Genomic DNA, 15023 nt, shown 5'->3' with positions numbered 1-15023 from the left:
TCTACGCATTCGGTCAAACCATTGCATGTTCAGAACCCTTTGCCGGTGGTGACCCGAATCTGGCGTGGCGCGCCAGGCCACAGTCCGGTGTCCACGGCCTGCTCGAAGAGGTCGCGCTTGACCGCCGCAATGGCGGCCTGGAGTTCATCGACGCTGCGGTACTCGACGGTCTTGTCGCCAAAAGTCACGCGCTTTTCGCCCTTGACCAGCGCCGCTTCCAGTGCGTCGAGGTGTGCTTGTGTGTAGGCCATCAGCGGAACACCGTAAGGTTGATTTCGGAGGAGTCGTCGAACGATGCGGACGTGGTGGCGCAACTGACGTCGACGTGCTGGGCGGTCTTCTGGTCGGCGCTGGATCGCACGATGGCAATGCGCTGCGTGCCGCTGTTGGTGCTGCTGCGGGCAAGCGCCGTCCAGCAGTAGTTGGAATCCGTCATGGCAGTGGCGAAGGTCACCCGGTAGCGACCCGCCGCCGTCCGGGTCACGCTGGCCACGTTGTGCGATGCGCGCACGACGACCTGCGTGCCGACATAGCCGAAACACACCCACGCCCGGGCCACGCCGGGGTGGGTGGCGTCGATCTTGGTCTTAACCTCGAGCCCGACACGATTGGCCAGCGCACTGATGCGCGATGCGAGGCTCATCAGACCAGCGCACCCACAAAGACCGCGACGAAGTCTGTGTCGGTATTGCCGACATCGGTGGCTGCGACGGCTCCGATGTTGCTGCGTGCCTGAAGTTGCTCGGCCACGGTCAGCGACTGCGCCGCATCGAAGCGCACACGGTTGTTGACGGCGGCGAGCAAGGCATCCAGACCGCTGGTTCCGTTCTGCAGCAGTTGCTGGATTTCCACCAGCGTGTCGTAGGCGGCATCGGCACCGCCCAATATCTCGGTCTTGAGCGCATCGAGCAGCGAGACGATTTTGTTCGACGAGTAGGTGCTCGTGGCCGCGACGTGCGCATCGTCGATCACCGCCGAGGACACCACGGCGGCCTTCAGTTCGTTGATGGCCGCGACCAGATTCGATTTGTCGGTGGTGGTGAGGTTGGCCAGATTGCCTGCCTTGGCGCGGACGTCGTTGAACTCCTGCGCGACGCGGATGACCAGGCTTTCGATACGGGTAGCAAGACTCATGTTTTTTCCTTGAGGTGTCAGGACAGCCAGCGGCTTTTGATCACGCGCCGACCGGTGTTGCGGTTGCCAGAAGCAGCGAGGCCACCGCGTTGTGTGGCCTCGTTGATCGATTCAGTTGGTGTTTCGGGAGCTGGCGGACTGACCAGCCCCAGTTGTCGCTCCAGTTCCCGCCAGTGGCGTTCCTCGAAGCGATCCAGTCCCGCCGCCGATGCGGCCGCGCGGGCGTAGACGTAGCAGTCAAGCGCTTCATTGCGCTCACGCATCTTTTGCCACTCGCGCACCGGGAAACCGTTGCGGTCACGACGGGTGATCAGTTGCTCCGCGCAGAGTTGCTGGATGAACTCGGCGTCGATCTTGGGCAGATGGACGAACCCGGCTGGAAACACCGGGGTCGATCCGTCCTCGCCGACATCGGCGCTCTTGCGCAGGTTGTTGTAGAACTCCAGCTTGGCGATGCTCACCGCCACCGAATACACCTTGATGCCCCGGCGCAGCTTCTTGCCGCCCTGCGACATATCGACGGCAGTTGGCGTCCCGATCAGGGCTGCACCACGTGGCACACCCTTGACCGCCATCACGCGAGGATCGCGGCAGGCCCGCACAAAGGCGTAGGCTTCCTGCGTGGCAAAGCCGGTATCCAGCGCAAAGCGCGCCAACGGCATCGCCGCGCCCGAGGTGTGCGTCCACGATTCAGAGAGCATCTCTGCAAGGCGCTTCCATACCGTGTCGCGGGCGGTGTCGCCCATCAGCACGCGGTGCTCGACCAGCCACGACTCCTTGCCACGCCCGAAAGCCCAGACGGAGGCCTCGATACGATCCTTTTGCACGTCGGCAGCGCCCACCACGAGTAGACCGCCTTGCGGCACGGTGCCGACGCGGTAGTCCTCGCGGCGCTCGACCAGCCGTTGCCAGTCCGGCGCTTCACCTTCTTCGACCCAGGTCTCGCCCAGCTCGGTGTTCTTGAAGGTCTTGATGGCAGCGGCCGATCCTGATTCCTTGCTGATTGCACTCTCCCACGCAGCGGCGATCTCACGCCACGCACGCCAGCCGACTGGGCTGTACAGCGACGACAGGTGAAAGCCCGCCGTCTTCCCCGCGCCATCGGTGATCATCGCGCGCCACTCGCCGTGCTCCAGCATCCACGTCTTGTGGTGCTCGGCAATCGCGGTGTCACACGACTCGCAGATGTAGGAAGCGGTCTCCGGTTGCCCTTTGTCCCAGCGCAGCTGCTCGAAACGCAGCCACTGCCGGTGCGAGCAATGTGGGCACGGCACGAAATAGCGGCGCTGGTCGCTGGCCTCGTACTCGCGCTCAATGGCGCTCGCCCCCGAGATCGTCGGTGTCGAGACGATGAAGATCTTGCGCCGCGCGAAGGTGCGTGTACGGGCTTCGGCCAGCGAGATTGCGTCGCCTTCACCCTCGACGTCCAACGGATAACCGTCGACCTCATCGAGGAACAGATAGCGCACCGGCATCGAACGCAGACCGACCGCGCTGTTGGCCCCGGTCATCACCAACACGCCCCCACGGAACTCCTTGGCCAGAATGGTGTTGCCCGAGTCGCGCGAACGCGCCGGTGCAATCAACTCGGCCAACGCCGCCGATTCCTCGATCAGCGGGTCGATCCGCTGTTTGGAGTTGCGCTTGGCCATCTCCACCGTCGGCCACACCGCCATCATCGGCCCGGGCGCGTGATGGATCACATAGCCGATCCAGTTCGATCCCATCTCGGTCGCGCCGAGCTGGGCGGCCTTCATGAACACCACGCGCTCGACCGGTGAGGTCGGCGACAGGCAATCCATGATCGCTTTCAGGTACGGCGTACGACTGGTGCGCCAGCGCCCGGGCTCGGCGGATGCCTTGCTGGAAAGCATCCGGTGGCGATCCGACCATTCAGACACGGTGAGCAGCGGGTCGGGCGTCAGTCCTTCACGCCATGCGCGTTCGATCTCGGCAGCGCCTTCGTAGTCCATGTCCATCAATCCACCCTTGGGCGCATCTCGCCCAGTTCCTGCAGGTGCTCGCGCACCGCCGCCTCCAGGGCGATGTGCATCGTGTGCGGATCGACGCCAAGCTTGGCCGCCATCTGCGCCGAGATGCGCGCAGGCCAGTTGAGCCAGGCATCGCGTTCGGAGCGAGCCAGTTTGAAAACGTGGGCGATGGCCTGCGGCCGATCCACCAGCTCGCCTTTGAGGCGGGCCAGACGCACCTTGTTGGTTTGCGCCTTAACCACTTCGTTGACCGTGCGCGCCTGAAGCAAGGACGTGCCACCTGCTGGCAACGCTGCTGGCCCATCACTCGTTGTGCTGCCGGATTCCGGCACGGCGACCTTGACCGCACGGGCGGCGGTTCCATTGCGCGGCGCATCGGAGTTGCGCGCCCATTCGCGGTCGACACGCTCGGCATCAATCGTTCCGTCTGCCTCCGGCGTGATCCGTCCCGCAGCGATGGCCTTGCGCACCGCTGCATCGGACACCCCTCGGTGGCGTGCGTAGGCACGAATCGAAATACCCATATTTCCCCTTCGGGGCACCTTCAATCATTCGTTCGTCATTCCTGCGGATTGATCTTGGCTTCCATCGGGAACAGCGCGTTCATCACGTCATCGCAATCACATCTGGAAAGGACGAATGATGGACATCAGCAACCTCGACACCCTGGCCAAAAAACTCGCAGACGCAGCACTCACAGTGCTGGTGCGCACCTGCCGCGAGGAAGTGTCCACCGCCAACCGAGACGATCTTGAAATCGCTTGTGCCGCCATGCGTGCCAAAAGCGCCACCGTCATTGACCAGATGCTTGAGGACGTGCGCATCGCGCCCTGGGCTGCGGAAAACGCATTTCGCTGTGCTGCTTTGGATCTGGCGCAGGTAGGAATTGCCGCATTGCGCAGCCGCTGAAACCCGATGTGAAACCAAGCAGGAGCAGCTTGGCTTCAATCCAAGACAGCGCGTTCATACGTTCGTCATCAACACCATCGAAGGACACGGACATGAGCCAGATCGAAACTATTCTCACCCTGATCGCGCAGAAGCACCTCGGCATCGAGACGCTGGAAACGCGCAGATCAGACAGCCTCGATTTCCACGACACGGCGGTCTGGTGCATCAAGGACGCACTGGAGGCCGCCTTCAAGGCGGGCGTTGAACTTGGCGCATCGATGCCCAAGGCCACGGAATCGGAAATCGCCAAGGACTGATCGAAAGCGCAGCAAGCCAAGCAGGAAACGCTTGGCTTCATTGCCGAACAGCGCGTTCATCACATCGTCATCAACCACCCCGAAGGAGCAGATCATGACCACCACACAACTGACCCTTTCCCAACATTCCGTCCTGGCCTACGCCATCCACAACACAAGCGGCAAGATCGATTGGTTCCCCGACAACCTCAAAGGCGGCGCACGCAAGAAAGTGCTCGACGGCCTGTTCAACCGCGCCCTGATTACCACCGACGGCACCAACTGGTTCGTTGCCGCCGAGGGTTACGACGCAATGGGGTGCGCTCGTCCCGCACCTGCGCCTCTGGAGGCCGACCCCGAGATCGAGGTAGCCGTGACGGCAGCCGAGGCCACGTGGGCCAAGGACAGCGCAGCGGAGCCAAGCAAACCGCGCACCCGCGAGAACAGCAAGCAGGCCGAAGTGATCCGGATGCTGCAACGCCCAGAGGGAGCGACCATTGGCCAGATCTGCATGACCACCGGCTGGCAGGCGCACACCGTGCGCGGCACCTTTGCCGGAGCCTTCAAGAAAAAGCTCGGCCTGACCATCACGTCCGACAAGCCGCAGGGTGGCGAGCGGGTCTACCGCATCGCCTGAAAACTGATGGCGAGGGTGGCCATGAATAGCTTGGCTTCTCTCGCCACCAGCGCGTTCATACGGGTGTCGAAACGATCAACCCGGAGAACACCATGACCACCATCGAGAGCATCAAACACACTCTCAAGAAAGGCGACCGCGTCGCTTACTACATCAGCCGCAACATCAGCACAGGCCACCACAGCACCCGCATCGAGCAGGTGCGCCGCACCGGCATCGTCCGGGGCTGGCGCGACGGCAAGGTGCTCGTGTTGCACAAGGCGGGTTACACCGAGGAATTGGACGAGGCAAATCTCTACCTCGTCGAATGATCGATAAAGAGGCCAAGCCTCGCTTGGCTTCCTGCTTGAACAGCGCGTTCATGCTGGTGTCGTGATTGACGACGCCACGCAAGGAAAACCGCCATGAGCACCATGACCATCACCATCGAACGCACCCCGCGCACCCTGCAGTTTGGAGGCCAGAGCCTCCAGGTCGAGGAGTTGAGCATCCGCCTGCCGTTTGCACGCAAGCCTGCCGACCTCGGCGAACTGGGCGGGAGCGACCAGCACAAGGTCTTCGTCACTGAAACCAAGGAGCTCACCACCACCGAATTCGACGACTTTGCGCGCAGCCTGCTGGTGTCTCGCGACTGGCTGCGCGGCAAGGGCGGTGGCACTGGCGACGGGTATCTCTGCGTCGAGGTCACCGCACCCGGGCGTCCCTACCTTTACGTCAATCCCGAGGGCGGTGATTACGCCCGCTACGTGGCCCGTCTCGGGTGATCGACATTGATCGAGAAAGAAGCCAGGAACAGCTTGGCTTCTCAATCGAACAGCGCGTTACTACAGGTGTCGCAACGATCAACCTGAAGGAGAAAGCGCCATGACCACCAACCAGATCCCCGCCACCCAGAACACTGACTGGGGCTTTTGGGGCACGATGAACGAACACGCCAGCGCCGCATGGCCATTGGCGATGACCGCCATCTCGGATGCCACCAGCCAGCCCCTCGAATCGGTGCGGATTTTCCTCGACAGCCGTCACGGACGCCACTTTGCCGACGATGTCCAGAGCGGCTTGTACCAAGGCCACGCATTGCTGGATGCGATCAACGCCGCCACCCAACGTTGGATGGGCTGGACGATTGGCCGCCAGACCAGCAAGCAGTACGGCATCCCGCGCGGTCTGCCTTACCTGACGGGCTTTGTGATCCACTGCGAAATCTGCGACGAGCTGGCCGCCTGATGAAAACGCCCGCCGCCGAACGGGAGCAGGCACTGCGTTGGCTGATTGCCAATCGGCGTCCAGACGTCTCCATCGAACAGGCTGTGCGCGTGATGTGCACAGCGTTGCCCCGCGATCTCGCCACGATGCAAATCCTGCGGCGCATTGCGGAGGAAGAAGAGGCCACGCAGCCCGGTCAGCCATTCAACTGGCGCACACCTCCTGGTCTGCTGCCGCGCGGATAGCCGTCTGGCCGGTGAAGTCTTCCCACCGGCGCACGATCACGTCCACATACTTCGGATCGAGTTCGATCAGCCGTGCGACGCGCCCAGATTTCTCTGCAGCAATCAGCGTCGTGCCAGAACCGCCGAACGGATCGAGCACTACGTTACCCGGGCGGCTCGAATTGCGGATCGCCCGCTCGACCAGCTCCACCGGCTTCATCGTCGGATGAAGATCGTTCTTCTGCGGCTTCTTGATATTCCACACATCGCCCTGATCGCGGTCACCGCACCAGTGGCGCTGCGCACCCTCGGGCCAGCCGTACAGAATCGGTTCGTACTGGCGCTGGTAGTCAGCACGTCCCAGCGTGAAGGTGTTCTTGGCCCAGATGATGAAGGTCGACCACTTGCCGCCGGCGGCGCGGAAGGCCGCCTGCAGCACATCCAGTTCGCTGGACGACATCGCCACGTAGATGCCGCCCCGGCAGTGCGCGACTGTCGGCGTCAGCGCTGCCAGCAGGAAATCGTAGAAGCCATCACCCAAGTTGTCGTTGAGGATCGCGCGATCCTTGCCGCGCATCTTGTCGCGGGCAGAGTTGGCGTAGTTCACGTTGTATGGCGGGTCGGTGAATACCATGTCTGCCACTTCGCCTTGCATCAGCCGGTCGTAGCTTTCTGCCACGGTCGAGTCACCACAAAGCAATCGGTGCTTGCCCATGATCCAGACATCGCCCGGGCGCGAGATCGGTATCTCGCCAACCATCGGTACCGCATCCTCGTCGGTCTGGCCTTGGTTGTCCGGCTCGTCGCCCGCGATCAGTTCGGCCAGCGCGTCGGCGTCGAAGCCGGTCAGGTCGATGTCAAAGCCATCGAGCTGAAGGGACTCCAGTTCGATGCGCAGCATCGCGTCATCCCAGCCTGCGTTTTCGGCGATCCGGTTGTCTGCGATGACCAAGGCGCGGCGCTGAGTCGGATTCAGGTGATCGAGCACGACCACGGGCACGATCTCCAGCCCGAGCTTCTGCGCAGCGGCCAAGCGTCCGTGCCCGGCAACGATGATGCCGTCGCTTCCGGCCAGGATCGGATTGGTGAATCCGAACTCGGCAATCGACGCGGCGATCAGCGCCACCTGATCATCCGAGTGCGTCCGCGCATTGCGGGCATAGGGCAGCAGTTTGGCGGTTGGCCACTGCTCGATCTTGTCTGCCAACCAGGAGGCGTTCATTGTTCTGCCTCCGTGGTGGTGGCCAGACGGTCTTGAGCAACGTCGTCGAAGGACTGGCCCGTGGCAAACAGCGTGACCGGCACGCCCGGGTGGTTCTGCTGGAAGCGCTTGATGGCGACATCCACATACTCCGGCGCGATCTCGACGCTGCAACAGATACGACCAGTGCGCTGCGCGGCCAGCATCGTGGAACCACTGCCGCCAAACGGCTCGAACACGATGTCGCCCGAATCCGTGTAGGACTCGATGGCGAACTCAGGCAACGCCACCGGGAAGACGGCGGGGTGATCGATGTCCTGACCAATCTTGCCCTTGTGGCGCATCACGCGGATCACCGAGTCGGGGATGCGGGTGTCCTGCGTCGGCTGGCCCTTGTGCGTCCAGCCGCCGACCTCTCCATCCTTGCCGCGCATCGCCGTGGACGACCCGTCAGCGCGCAGGTGCGATTCCTGACCTGCATGCTTGCAGGGCACAATCTTGTTGGGTTTGCGGGTGCTGCGATTGAAGTGAAAAACGAACTCGAAGCTCGGGGCCAGTCGGCCTTGCCAATCGCCGGGCATGCCCGGCCCCTGATCCCAGACGTACCACGCGAAACGCCGCCAGCCCTCTGCGCGCATCCATCCGAGCCACGCATCCCAATACGGGATGACTTCATTGTCGCGATGGATCAGCCCGAGATTGACCAATACCTGGCCGTCATCGGCCATCGGCAGATGGCCGAACACCCCGCGCATCAGTGCATCCCAGTCGCCGATGCCGCCGGAGATGTAGTCGCGTTGATTGCCATACGGCGGCGAGGTGAAGCACAGACGCGCGGTGTCACCCTGCATCAGCGTAGCGACCGCCGTCCGGTCGGTGGCGTCGCCGCAAATCAATCGGTGCGATCCGATGGCCCAAACATCACCCACGCGCGACACCGGTACCACCGGCGTATCAGGCACGTCGTCTGCCGCATCGGGTTCGTCAGCGTCTGCTTCATCCTGCGCTGCCGGTTCCTCTTCAGGGGAGACGGCATCTGCCAGCAGTGCGTCGATCTCGATGTTTTCGAAGCCGGTCAGCGCCAGCTCGTAACCAGCTTCCGAAAGCTCCGCCAGTTCCAGCGCCAGCATCTCTTCGTCCCAACCCGCATCAAGCGCCAGCCGGTTGTCGGCGATGACGAGGGCTCGCTTTTGTGCGGTGGTGAGGTGGGTCAATTCGATCACCGGCACCTGATCCAGCCCCAGCTTGCGTGCAGCAGCCAGACGACCGTGGCCCGCGATGATGCCGTTGTCGCCATCGACCAAGACCGGGTTCGTCCAGCCGTATTCGACGATGCTGGCGGCGATCTTGGCAATCTGCGCTTCGGAATGCGTGCGCGGATTGCGGGCGTAGGGAATCAGCGCCTTGACCTCGCGGTACTCGACGTTGAGCGTATTCAAAGGTGGTGTCCTGAAAATAGAAAACCCGCCGACGGAAACCGTGGGCGGGTTTGGGGGTTGGTGCGAACTGGCGGGGTGCGAACTGCGAACCGTGCGAACCTTGGTTCGCACCCTGACGCTAAAAAAGCGCCGCGCTGTCGCCCCCCGCATTGGCTTTTGGCCAGGAAGGACCCGTTGATTTCCGGGTGGCTCCCTCTGCCGTCACCTCTGTCCAGAAGATAGCTGAAATACTACCCCCGACCGGCCCGTTTTGTTGCAGGGCTGCGGAGCCTCGAAACGGACAAACAAGGCAAGGCGAGGACAAACACGGCAAGCATTACCCTAAATTGCCCACGTTTTTGGAGCGCACCTCGTCGTCTCGCTGCGCGGAGCGTGTTCACTGTGCGCGTAGCGTGACACCGACGTGCGCGGCATTGAGGTGGTCGGCGACCGTCTGCAATGCCCGCTGCCAATGCCGCCATGCCGTCGTGCGGTCGCAGGCGAAGCGGATCGTGATGTCTCGCCACCCGTAGCGCTTGGCCCGCATCCAGACCAAGTGCCTGTGTTCTTCCTCCAGCCATTGAACCCAGCGCATGACCTCCAGCATCCGCTCGATGGCGGCAGGGTCAGGAGGAAAGCGGTAGACCGCCGGTTCCGCGCCGAGGTTTTCCCAGGACATGCGTTTGATCGCAGGCCAGCAGTTGAAGTAGCCCTGCACCCGCACGGGTGGCAAACGGCGTGCAGTGCTGGCCGCCTCTTCGAAGCGAGCGGCTACGTCCTCGATTGTCCACGCGTTGCGACGGTCAGCCATGGTGTCGTCCTCCCGCACCGTAGAGGCGCTCGCCGATCTGGCGCACCAGTTCGCGCTCCATCCAGTCGAGGCGTTCGTCGTCAGCGGAGACGACCAAGATGCGCTGGTCATGCCAGCCACGTTCCTTGATCGCATTCAGATCCGTGGCTTGAGGTTGCAGACGACCGAGGGGGCAGCGGTATTGGGGTGTCGGAACCTTCACGTCACACCTCCTGCGTCTCGACCGCCCAGTGCAATAGCGCTAGGGCATCGGCTTCGTTGTCGTCGGTCGGGGCATAGCCGCGCGATTGAACGGACGCGATCATTTCGTCCTTGCCCGCGTTTCCCTTGCCGGTCGCGTGCTTCTTGATCGTGCCGACCGGAACGCCTTGGTATGGGATGTTGTGATGCTCACACCACGCAGTCAGGTGCCCCATGAAACCGCCGTAGGCGTGTGCCGCATCAACGCCCGCGTGCCGTCGAACTTCCTCGAAGAACACCGCGTTGATGTGGTTGCTGGCCGAGAGCAGTTCATTGAGCCAGCGCTTGAAGCGAAGGAAGCGCATTCCGCCACCCTCGAATCGTTGCGGTTTGAAGTGCTCGGTGCCACTGGTGATGGTGCCGTCCAGGTGCTGCAGAGCCCACCCGGTGTGTGTGCCCAGATCAAGGGCCAGGATCGTTGTGTTCATCGTCGTGCTCCAGTTCGGGGGCGAGTGACGGATGCGACGGGTTCTTGGGATAACAGCCTTTACGTGCGCGCACGCGTAGCGCGTCAATCAGGAAACCCGTCAAATCCGTCACTCGCCCGGATTGCTCAGTCATCTCGGTAGGGGAAGCCATGGCCACTTTGTGGGTGATAGGGCTTGGGTCTGAGGGCGATGCCTGTGATGCCGCGAGCGCCCCCGGTCAGCCGACATTTCTCGAACTTGCGGGTTGCCATCAGTTCGGAGAAACGCTTGACCGAGCCCACGTACTCGCCTGCGCGCTCAGCCCATTCGCGCCAGTCGGCGAACAGTTCGGAAACGCCTTCGCGGTGGGACTTGGCCAGCAGACAGCGCTCTTCGATCCACTGCCCGAGCGCGTCCTCGGCTTCGAAATACTCCTCGGTTGCCGACACCACGCTGGCGGGCGGCTTCAGACCCTGGCGTTGCCAAAGACTGCAGCCCTCGACTGCCCACGCCAGAATGCCGTCCCGTTCCTTGAGCAGTTTCTCGGTCAGCCTGCCGTCGCGGCGCTCGGGCGGGATCGTCACCGTGAAAGGGATCAGGTGCAGTCGCCGCTTCATCGCCTCGTCTACGTTACGGATCGAGGGCTTGTGATTGCCCGCGATCACCAACTTGAACTGCGGCACGTACTCGAAGAAGTCCTGGCGCATGAAGCGCGCAGACACCTTGTCGCCACCGGTGATGGCCTTGACCTTGGATTCGTTCCAGCGTCGACCCTGCTCGGTTTCGATGGATGACACGAAGCGTGCGCCACGCAGGCCCGCCAGATCGGTCGGGTGCCGGTCGGTGCGCGCCTCCATGAACGTGTCCATCGGTGCGTTGGCCGCGTAGTCGCCCAAGATGGTGGTCAGCACGTTGACGAACACCGACTTGCCGTTCGCGCCCGTGCCGTAAAGAAAGAACAGCGCGTGCTCGCTGGTCACGCCCGTCAGGCAGTAGCCGACCATCAGTTGCAGGTAGGCCATCAGCTCGGCGTCACCGCCAGTGACGTCAGCCAGGAATGTGCGCCACGTCTGGCTGTCGCCCTGCGGTGTGGCGGTGGCCACCTTGGTCATCCGGTCATCGCGCCGGTGCGGTCGCATCCTGCCCGTGCGCAGATCAATCACGCCGCCCGGGGTGTTGAGCGCCCAGACGTCGGCATCCCACTCCTCGGCGGTGGATGCGTGCTTGGGATCGGAGCGTGCGATTTTCTCGACGGACGAAATCGTGGCGGAGCTGGCCAGCTTGCCCGTGAGCCGGGGGCTATCCGCCTTGAGCGAAGCCATCCGGCAGATGCCGCGTGCGAGGTGAGACACGTAGAGCACCTGATCGGGATTCCAGCGCACGCCCGTCCAGACCAGCCATTTGCCCCACAGCGCGCAGTAGCGCCAGTCTTCGCCATAGCGGCGGGTGAAGGCCGAGGACAGACCGTCTTCCGTCGTCCAGTCGACGCCGGTCAGAAGATCGGGAGGCGGTGTTTCCTCGACCGAGCGCATCACCGGCATCCGTTCGCCGACGGCGAGGAAGCCACCGACGTCGAAGCCCTCGGGGATGGCATCGGCTGCGTCCCAGCCATCCAGCTTGTCGTCGGGCGGCACCAGGATGGCGACCGTGGTCGCGCCCGCGTTCAGGATCGCCTGCGATGCACGGTCGGCGTAATCCCAGCCCGGCGCATCCCGGTCGGGCCAGATCAGCACCGACTTGCCCGCCAGAGGCGACCAGTCGGTCTTGTCGACCGGGGCGTTCGCACCATGCATCGCCGTGGTTGCCACCACGCCGATGGCGATCAAGGCCTGCGCGCACTTCTCGCCCTCGACCAGCACGACGTGGCCAGCAGCAGCCAGCCCAGGCTGGTTGTACAGCGGGCGCGGATCGGGTGGAGCCATCTTGCGCCGCTTGGCATCCCAAGGCCGGAACTCCTTCTTGCGCCCGGGCGGGTCGTAGCGGTACACGACTGCGATCAGTTTGCCGGTGGTATCGAAGTAGTCCCACTTCGCCGTGGCCGGGCCGAGATCGTCGACCGGGGCTTCCATCTTGGCTTTGCGCACCGGCACCGACCGAGCACGCCCGAGCAGATCGGCGGCCTCGTCGAGCACCCGGAGGAAGTCGGTGTGGACATTGGCCCCAAGGTAAGCGGCGATCAGTGCAAAGATGTCTCCGCCGTCGCCGGTGGCACGATCCATCCACAGTCCTGCCTTCTCGCCCTCGAGCACCACCTCGAGGCTGTCGCCCGGGCTGCCAAGGGTGTCGCCAATGAGGAACTTGCCCCGGCGCTTCTTGCCTGCCGGAAACATCGTGGTCAGCACCGAGTCCAGTCGCGCGATCAATTCGGCACGGATCTCGTCGCGCTGAGATTCCCGGTCGTGCTCCGCAGTTTGAGTGGTGTCGTTGAAGTCGATCATTCGGCCCCCTCGACAGGTGCGTCCGCATCCTGAGCATCACGGTCTTGTACGGCAGTGCTGCGCGTGGCCCACGCTGAGAGTTCAGACAAACGGTAGCGCACCAGACCGCCCATCAAGTAGTGCGGAATCCGGTACTTGCTGCGCATGGCGTGGTCGGCGAACCAGTAGTACGGCAGGCGCAGTGCGGCGGCGGCCTGCTTGGCGTCGATCATCGGTTCGATGGCATTCGCCGGAGTGTTGTTGTCGGTCATGCTGGTGTCCTCCAGCAGCGGTCTTGCCACGCGCACATCCGGCATTCGAAATGGGTCGGGTCATTGAAGGCGCGCGGCAGGAGTTCTCCCGCCTCGGTCGCCGTGATGACCTTCACCGCCCGATCCGACATGCGCTGGGCAAGGGCTGCGTCAAAGGGCACGGCCTCGGTGTAGATCTCCATCGTGTCGGCGTTGAGCGCCGTGAAGATTGCCGGGTGCTCGTGCAGTTCGAGATAGGCTTGGTAGATCGCCACTTGCGCGGCGTAGATGGGCTTGGAGATGGCCAGGCCTTTCTTCTCCAGATCGCTCCAGGATTTGTTGCCCAAGCATTTGCATTCCCAGAGCGCGGGATAGGCGAAGCCCTCCGGGCCACCGACGATGACGCCGTCGATGTGGCCCTGCAGGCGGCCATCGGCCACGGAGAAACCGAATTGCTCACCATCGGCCTTGCGGGTGCGCAGGTCGAAACCTGCGTCCCGCAGCCACGCGACCATGCAATCCTCCATGACATGGCCGCGCTCGAAGATGCGCAGCATCCGGCCCGGTGTGCCGCGCCCGTGGTCGATAGGAGCCTTGGCGTACTCGAACTGCAGCGCGCGCTCGCAGGTCACGCCCAGACGCGAGGCCCCGAGGTACTGGCGTTCGGACTGGCGGGCGCGGGCCTGCTGCATGCCCGTGTCCACCAAGCTGGTGACCTGACCCGAGATGCTCGATGAGGAGTTGAAGTCGATCATGGCTTCTTCCCCTTCGGTTCATCCCAAGGCAGGTCGTCCTCCAGATCGGCGAACGGGTTGGCAGCACTCGCGGTCATGGGATCGGGCATGGGCGTCATGCCGCGCACCGGCGGGTACTTGCTCTCCTCGTGGTGCTCGATCATTGCTTCGGTGTAGCAAGTGACGATGGCGTCGATCACCTGCAGCGCCTCGGCTTCGGAGTAGTCGCCCAGTGGTTTGGCGAAGCCGATCCCGCCCGCTGCCTCGCCGAAGGCTTTGAGGCATTTCTTCATCGCAGCCAGTTCGACGTCAGATGGATCGATCATGGCGACCTCCTTGGTGTCTGTGCGGCCATCCTTGACCCGCAGCCAGTTGCCGTACAGCGCGTGAAACGCGTTCTGGCAACGCTGCGAGCAGAACACCCAGTCGATGGGATAGCGCCGGGGATTGCCGACACCGTGACGGTTGTCGGTGTGGCCGAATCCCCGAGCCTGTCGTTTGCAGACCCAGCATTTCATTCGCCCCCCTTACTGAGCCCATGACGGTTTGCCCGTCACGGGTGCGCGTTGAGGGGTGGATGCCTGATACGCAGGGGCTGCCTGCGCTGGCGTGCCGGAGGTGCCACCGCCGGAGCTGCCCTTGGAGGGCACGCCCATCAACTTGGCGTAGTCGGGGTGATCGGGTTCGACCGCCAGCTTGACCACGTTGCGGTCTTGGCCCTTGGCGTCCTTCTCGATGTCCACGCGGGCCAGGAACTCCAGACCATCCAGTTCGTGGAAGCCTTGGATGCGGCGGGCGGCAGCGGCCTGCTGGCTGTTGTCCTGCGGGTTGACGTTGCGGGCGCTGTTGAGCGCGGCGCGAAGGAAGCTGCGCCCCATCTGCCCCCAGGTCGGCCCCTTTGGGGAGTGCAGGCCGATGTTGCTCCACATCTTGCGTTTGGCATGATCGCCAGCAGTGACCACGAATTCGGCGGCGAGGTAGATGGAGCCAGTGTCGAAGGATTCGGTGGCGTAACCGCCGCCCCAGCCCTGCGACGGGTCGTCATAACCTCCGGGCTTGAGGGTCATGCGCACCGGGACGGCGGTGCCTTTTGGGATCAGTTCGAAACCGGACTGCTGTGATTCGGCGTCGTTGAAGTCATTCCAGTTGTTGGTGGTCATGGCGA

22 protein-coding genes are annotated in these 15023 nt (G+C 63.3%); 7 read left to right on the top strand and 15 right to left on the bottom strand.

Going from position 1 to position 15023, the window contains the following annotated elements; genetic code table 11:
* Positions 1 to 29: 29 nt before the first annotated feature.
* Genes BJP62_RS05005 through BJP62_RS04985 form a run of 5 tightly spaced genes read right to left on the bottom strand, consistent with a single transcriptional unit; the run spans position 30 to position 3649 of the window.
* A complete protein-coding gene (locus BJP62_RS05005; RefSeq protein ID WP_009521720.1) occupies positions 30 to 251 on the bottom strand; it encodes a phage head-tail joining protein in 222 nt (73 codons plus the stop codon).
* Positions 251 to 643 (bottom strand): hypothetical protein, encoded by a 393-nt coding sequence (locus BJP62_RS05000; RefSeq protein ID WP_070527309.1) that lies wholly within the window; start codon positions 641 to 643, stop codon positions 251 to 253. Before BJP62_RS05000 ends, BJP62_RS05005 begins: the two co-directional genes overlap by 1 nt.
* Positions 643 to 1134: a hypothetical protein gene (locus tag BJP62_RS04995; protein WP_070527306.1), complete on the bottom strand. Its 492-nt coding sequence runs from the start codon at positions 1132 to 1134 to the stop codon at positions 643 to 645. Before BJP62_RS04995 ends, BJP62_RS05000 begins: the two co-directional genes overlap by 1 nt.
* Positions 1135 to 1151: 17 nt before the next feature.
* Positions 1152 to 3113 (bottom strand): phage terminase large subunit family protein, encoded by a 1962-nt coding sequence (locus BJP62_RS04990; protein ID WP_070527303.1) that lies wholly within the window; start codon positions 3111 to 3113, stop codon positions 1152 to 1154.
* Positions 3113 to 3649, bottom strand: coding sequence for an elements of external origin (locus tag BJP62_RS04985; protein WP_070527300.1), 537 nt, complete (start codon positions 3647 to 3649; stop codon positions 3113 to 3115). The genes BJP62_RS04990 and BJP62_RS04985 overlap by 1 nt, the downstream gene beginning before the upstream one ends.
* A 118-nt stretch (positions 3650 to 3767) precedes the next feature.
* On the opposite strand from BJP62_RS04985, the gene BJP62_RS04980 reads away from it, so the two are divergent.
* The 7 genes from BJP62_RS04980 to BJP62_RS17875 all read left to right on the top strand — a co-directional run bounded on the left by BJP62_RS04980 (position 3768) and on the right by BJP62_RS17875 (position 6400).
* A complete protein-coding gene (locus BJP62_RS04980; RefSeq protein ID WP_070532313.1) occupies positions 3768 to 4034 on the top strand; it encodes a hypothetical protein in 267 nt (88 codons plus the stop codon).
* A 92-nt stretch (positions 4035 to 4126) separates the two neighbouring features.
* Positions 4127 to 4333, top strand: a complete 207-nt coding sequence (locus tag BJP62_RS04975; protein ID WP_070527297.1) for a hypothetical protein — start codon at positions 4127 to 4129, stop codon at positions 4331 to 4333.
* Positions 4334 to 4427: 94 nt separating this feature from the next.
* Complete coding sequence (locus tag BJP62_RS04970) at positions 4428 to 4949, top strand: DUF3489 domain-containing protein (RefSeq protein WP_070527295.1); 522 nt, start codon at positions 4428 to 4430, stop codon at positions 4947 to 4949.
* Between the two features lie 92 nt (positions 4950 to 5041).
* On the top strand, positions 5042 to 5260 hold the full coding sequence (locus tag BJP62_RS04965; RefSeq protein WP_070527292.1) for a hypothetical protein: 219 nt from the start codon (positions 5042 to 5044) through the stop codon (positions 5258 to 5260).
* Positions 5261 to 5353: 93 nt separating this feature from the next.
* Positions 5354 to 5713: a hypothetical protein gene (locus BJP62_RS04960; protein WP_070527289.1), complete on the top strand. Its 360-nt coding sequence runs from the start codon at positions 5354 to 5356 to the stop codon at positions 5711 to 5713.
* A 100-nt stretch (positions 5714 to 5813) separates the two neighbouring features.
* The gene (locus BJP62_RS04955) at positions 5814 to 6176 is read left to right on the top strand and encodes a hypothetical protein (RefSeq protein ID WP_070527286.1); all 363 of its coding nucleotides are present in this window, start codon (positions 5814 to 5816) and stop codon (positions 6174 to 6176) included.
* Positions 6176 to 6400 (top strand): hypothetical protein, encoded by a 225-nt coding sequence (locus BJP62_RS17875; protein ID WP_083300710.1) that lies wholly within the window; start codon positions 6176 to 6178, stop codon positions 6398 to 6400. The genes BJP62_RS04955 and BJP62_RS17875 overlap by 1 nt, the downstream gene beginning before the upstream one ends.
* On the opposite strand, the gene BJP62_RS04950 is transcribed toward BJP62_RS17875, so the two are convergent.
* The 10 genes from BJP62_RS04950 to BJP62_RS04905 form a co-directional block, all read right to left on the bottom strand.
* Positions 6360 to 7601: a site-specific DNA-methyltransferase gene (locus tag BJP62_RS04950; RefSeq protein WP_070527283.1), complete on the bottom strand. Its 1242-nt coding sequence runs from the start codon at positions 7599 to 7601 to the stop codon at positions 6360 to 6362. The genes BJP62_RS17875 and BJP62_RS04950 overlap by 41 nt on opposite strands.
* The gene (locus tag BJP62_RS04945; RefSeq protein WP_070527280.1) at positions 7598 to 9019 is read right to left on the bottom strand and encodes a site-specific DNA-methyltransferase; all 1422 of its coding nucleotides are present in this window, start codon (positions 9017 to 9019) and stop codon (positions 7598 to 7600) included. The genes BJP62_RS04950 and BJP62_RS04945 overlap by 4 nt, the downstream gene beginning before the upstream one ends.
* A gap of 376 nt (positions 9020 to 9395) precedes the next feature.
* Positions 9396 to 9809 (bottom strand): DUF6362 family protein, encoded by a 414-nt coding sequence (locus tag BJP62_RS04940; RefSeq protein WP_070527277.1) that lies wholly within the window; start codon positions 9807 to 9809, stop codon positions 9396 to 9398.
* Positions 9802 to 10011: a hypothetical protein gene (locus BJP62_RS04935; RefSeq protein ID WP_070527274.1), complete on the bottom strand. Its 210-nt coding sequence runs from the start codon at positions 10009 to 10011 to the stop codon at positions 9802 to 9804. Before BJP62_RS04935 ends, BJP62_RS04940 begins: the two co-directional genes overlap by 8 nt.
* Position 10012: 1 nt before the next feature.
* Positions 10013 to 10477: a crossover junction endodeoxyribonuclease RuvC gene (locus tag BJP62_RS04930; protein WP_070527272.1), complete on the bottom strand. Its 465-nt coding sequence runs from the start codon at positions 10475 to 10477 to the stop codon at positions 10013 to 10015.
* A 125-nt stretch (positions 10478 to 10602) separates the two neighbouring features.
* Complete coding sequence (locus BJP62_RS04925; protein WP_070527269.1) at positions 10603 to 12894, bottom strand: phage/plasmid primase, P4 family; 2292 nt, start codon at positions 12892 to 12894, stop codon at positions 10603 to 10605.
* Complete coding sequence (locus tag BJP62_RS04920) at positions 12891 to 13145, bottom strand: hypothetical protein (RefSeq protein WP_070527266.1); 255 nt, start codon at positions 13143 to 13145, stop codon at positions 12891 to 12893. The genes BJP62_RS04925 and BJP62_RS04920 overlap by 4 nt, the downstream gene beginning before the upstream one ends.
* Positions 13142 to 13879 carry a hypothetical protein gene (locus BJP62_RS04915; protein ID WP_070527263.1) on the bottom strand — a complete coding sequence of 246 codons (738 nt, stop codon included), beginning with the start codon at positions 13877 to 13879 and terminating at the stop codon, positions 13142 to 13144. The genes BJP62_RS04920 and BJP62_RS04915 overlap by 4 nt, the downstream gene beginning before the upstream one ends.
* On the bottom strand, positions 13876 to 14376 hold the full coding sequence (locus BJP62_RS04910; protein WP_070527261.1) for a DUF6511 domain-containing protein: 501 nt from the start codon (positions 14374 to 14376) through the stop codon (positions 13876 to 13878). The genes BJP62_RS04915 and BJP62_RS04910 overlap by 4 nt, the downstream gene beginning before the upstream one ends.
* Positions 14377 to 14385: 9 nt before the next feature.
* Positions 14386 to 15018: a hypothetical protein gene (locus tag BJP62_RS04905; protein ID WP_070527258.1), complete on the bottom strand. Its 633-nt coding sequence runs from the start codon at positions 15016 to 15018 to the stop codon at positions 14386 to 14388.
* Positions 15019 to 15023 lie beyond the last annotated feature (5 nt).

This window comes from Jeongeupia sp. USM3 (assembly GCF_001808185.1).
Lineage (GTDB): Bacteria > Pseudomonadota > Gammaproteobacteria > Burkholderiales > Chitinibacteraceae > Jeongeupia.
This window is presented reverse-complemented; position numbering and strand designations above follow the sequence as displayed.

Bases quoted from the DNA above. Each gene is read 5' to 3' on its own strand.
- BJP62_RS05005 (WP_009521720.1), bottom strand. From the start codon at position 251: ATGGCCTACACACAAGCACACCTCGACGCACTGGAAGCGGCGCTGGTC.
- BJP62_RS05000 (WP_070527309.1), bottom strand. From the start codon at position 643: ATGAGCCTCGCATCGCGCATCAGTGCGCTGGCCAATCGTGTCGGGCTC.
- BJP62_RS04995 (WP_070527306.1), bottom strand. From the start codon at position 1,134: ATGAGTCTTGCTACCCGTATCGAAAGCCTGGTCATCCGCGTCGCGCAG.
- BJP62_RS04990 (WP_070527303.1), bottom strand. From the start codon at position 3,113: ATGGACATGGACTACGAAGGCGCTGCCGAGATCGAACGCGCATGGCGT.
- BJP62_RS04985 (WP_070527300.1), bottom strand. From the start codon at position 3,649: ATGGGTATTTCGATTCGTGCCTACGCACGCCACCGAGGGGTGTCCGAT.
- BJP62_RS04980 (WP_070532313.1), top strand. From the start codon at position 3,768: ATGGACATCAGCAACCTCGACACCCTGGCCAAAAAACTCGCAGACGCA.
- BJP62_RS04975 (WP_070527297.1), top strand. From the start codon at position 4,127: ATGAGCCAGATCGAAACTATTCTCACCCTGATCGCGCAGAAGCACCTC.
- BJP62_RS04970 (WP_070527295.1), top strand. From the start codon at position 4,428: ATGACCACCACACAACTGACCCTTTCCCAACATTCCGTCCTGGCCTAC.
- BJP62_RS04965 (WP_070527292.1), top strand. From the start codon at position 5,042: ATGACCACCATCGAGAGCATCAAACACACTCTCAAGAAAGGCGACCGC.
- BJP62_RS04960 (WP_070527289.1), top strand. From the start codon at position 5,354: ATGAGCACCATGACCATCACCATCGAACGCACCCCGCGCACCCTGCAG.
- BJP62_RS04955 (WP_070527286.1), top strand. From the start codon at position 5,814: ATGACCACCAACCAGATCCCCGCCACCCAGAACACTGACTGGGGCTTT.
- BJP62_RS17875 (WP_083300710.1), top strand. From the start codon at position 6,176: ATGAAAACGCCCGCCGCCGAACGGGAGCAGGCACTGCGTTGGCTGATT.
- BJP62_RS04950 (WP_070527283.1), bottom strand. From the start codon at position 7,601: ATGAACGCCTCCTGGTTGGCAGACAAGATCGAGCAGTGGCCAACCGCC.
- BJP62_RS04940 (WP_070527277.1), bottom strand. From the start codon at position 9,809: ATGGCTGACCGTCGCAACGCGTGGACAATCGAGGACGTAGCCGCTCGC.
- BJP62_RS04930 (WP_070527272.1), bottom strand. From the start codon at position 10,477: ATGAACACAACGATCCTGGCCCTTGATCTGGGCACACACACCGGGTGG.
- BJP62_RS04925 (WP_070527269.1), bottom strand. From the start codon at position 12,894: ATGATCGACTTCAACGACACCACTCAAACTGCGGAGCACGACCGGGAA.
- BJP62_RS04920 (WP_070527266.1), bottom strand. From the start codon at position 13,145: ATGACCGACAACAACACTCCGGCGAATGCCATCGAACCGATGATCGAC.
- BJP62_RS04915 (WP_070527263.1), bottom strand. From the start codon at position 13,879: ATGATCGACTTCAACTCCTCATCGAGCATCTCGGGTCAGGTCACCAGC.
- BJP62_RS04910 (WP_070527261.1), bottom strand. From the start codon at position 14,376: ATGAAATGCTGGGTCTGCAAACGACAGGCTCGGGGATTCGGCCACACC.
- BJP62_RS04905 (WP_070527258.1), bottom strand. From the start codon at position 15,018: ATGACCACCAACAACTGGAATGACTTCAACGACGCCGAATCACAGCAG.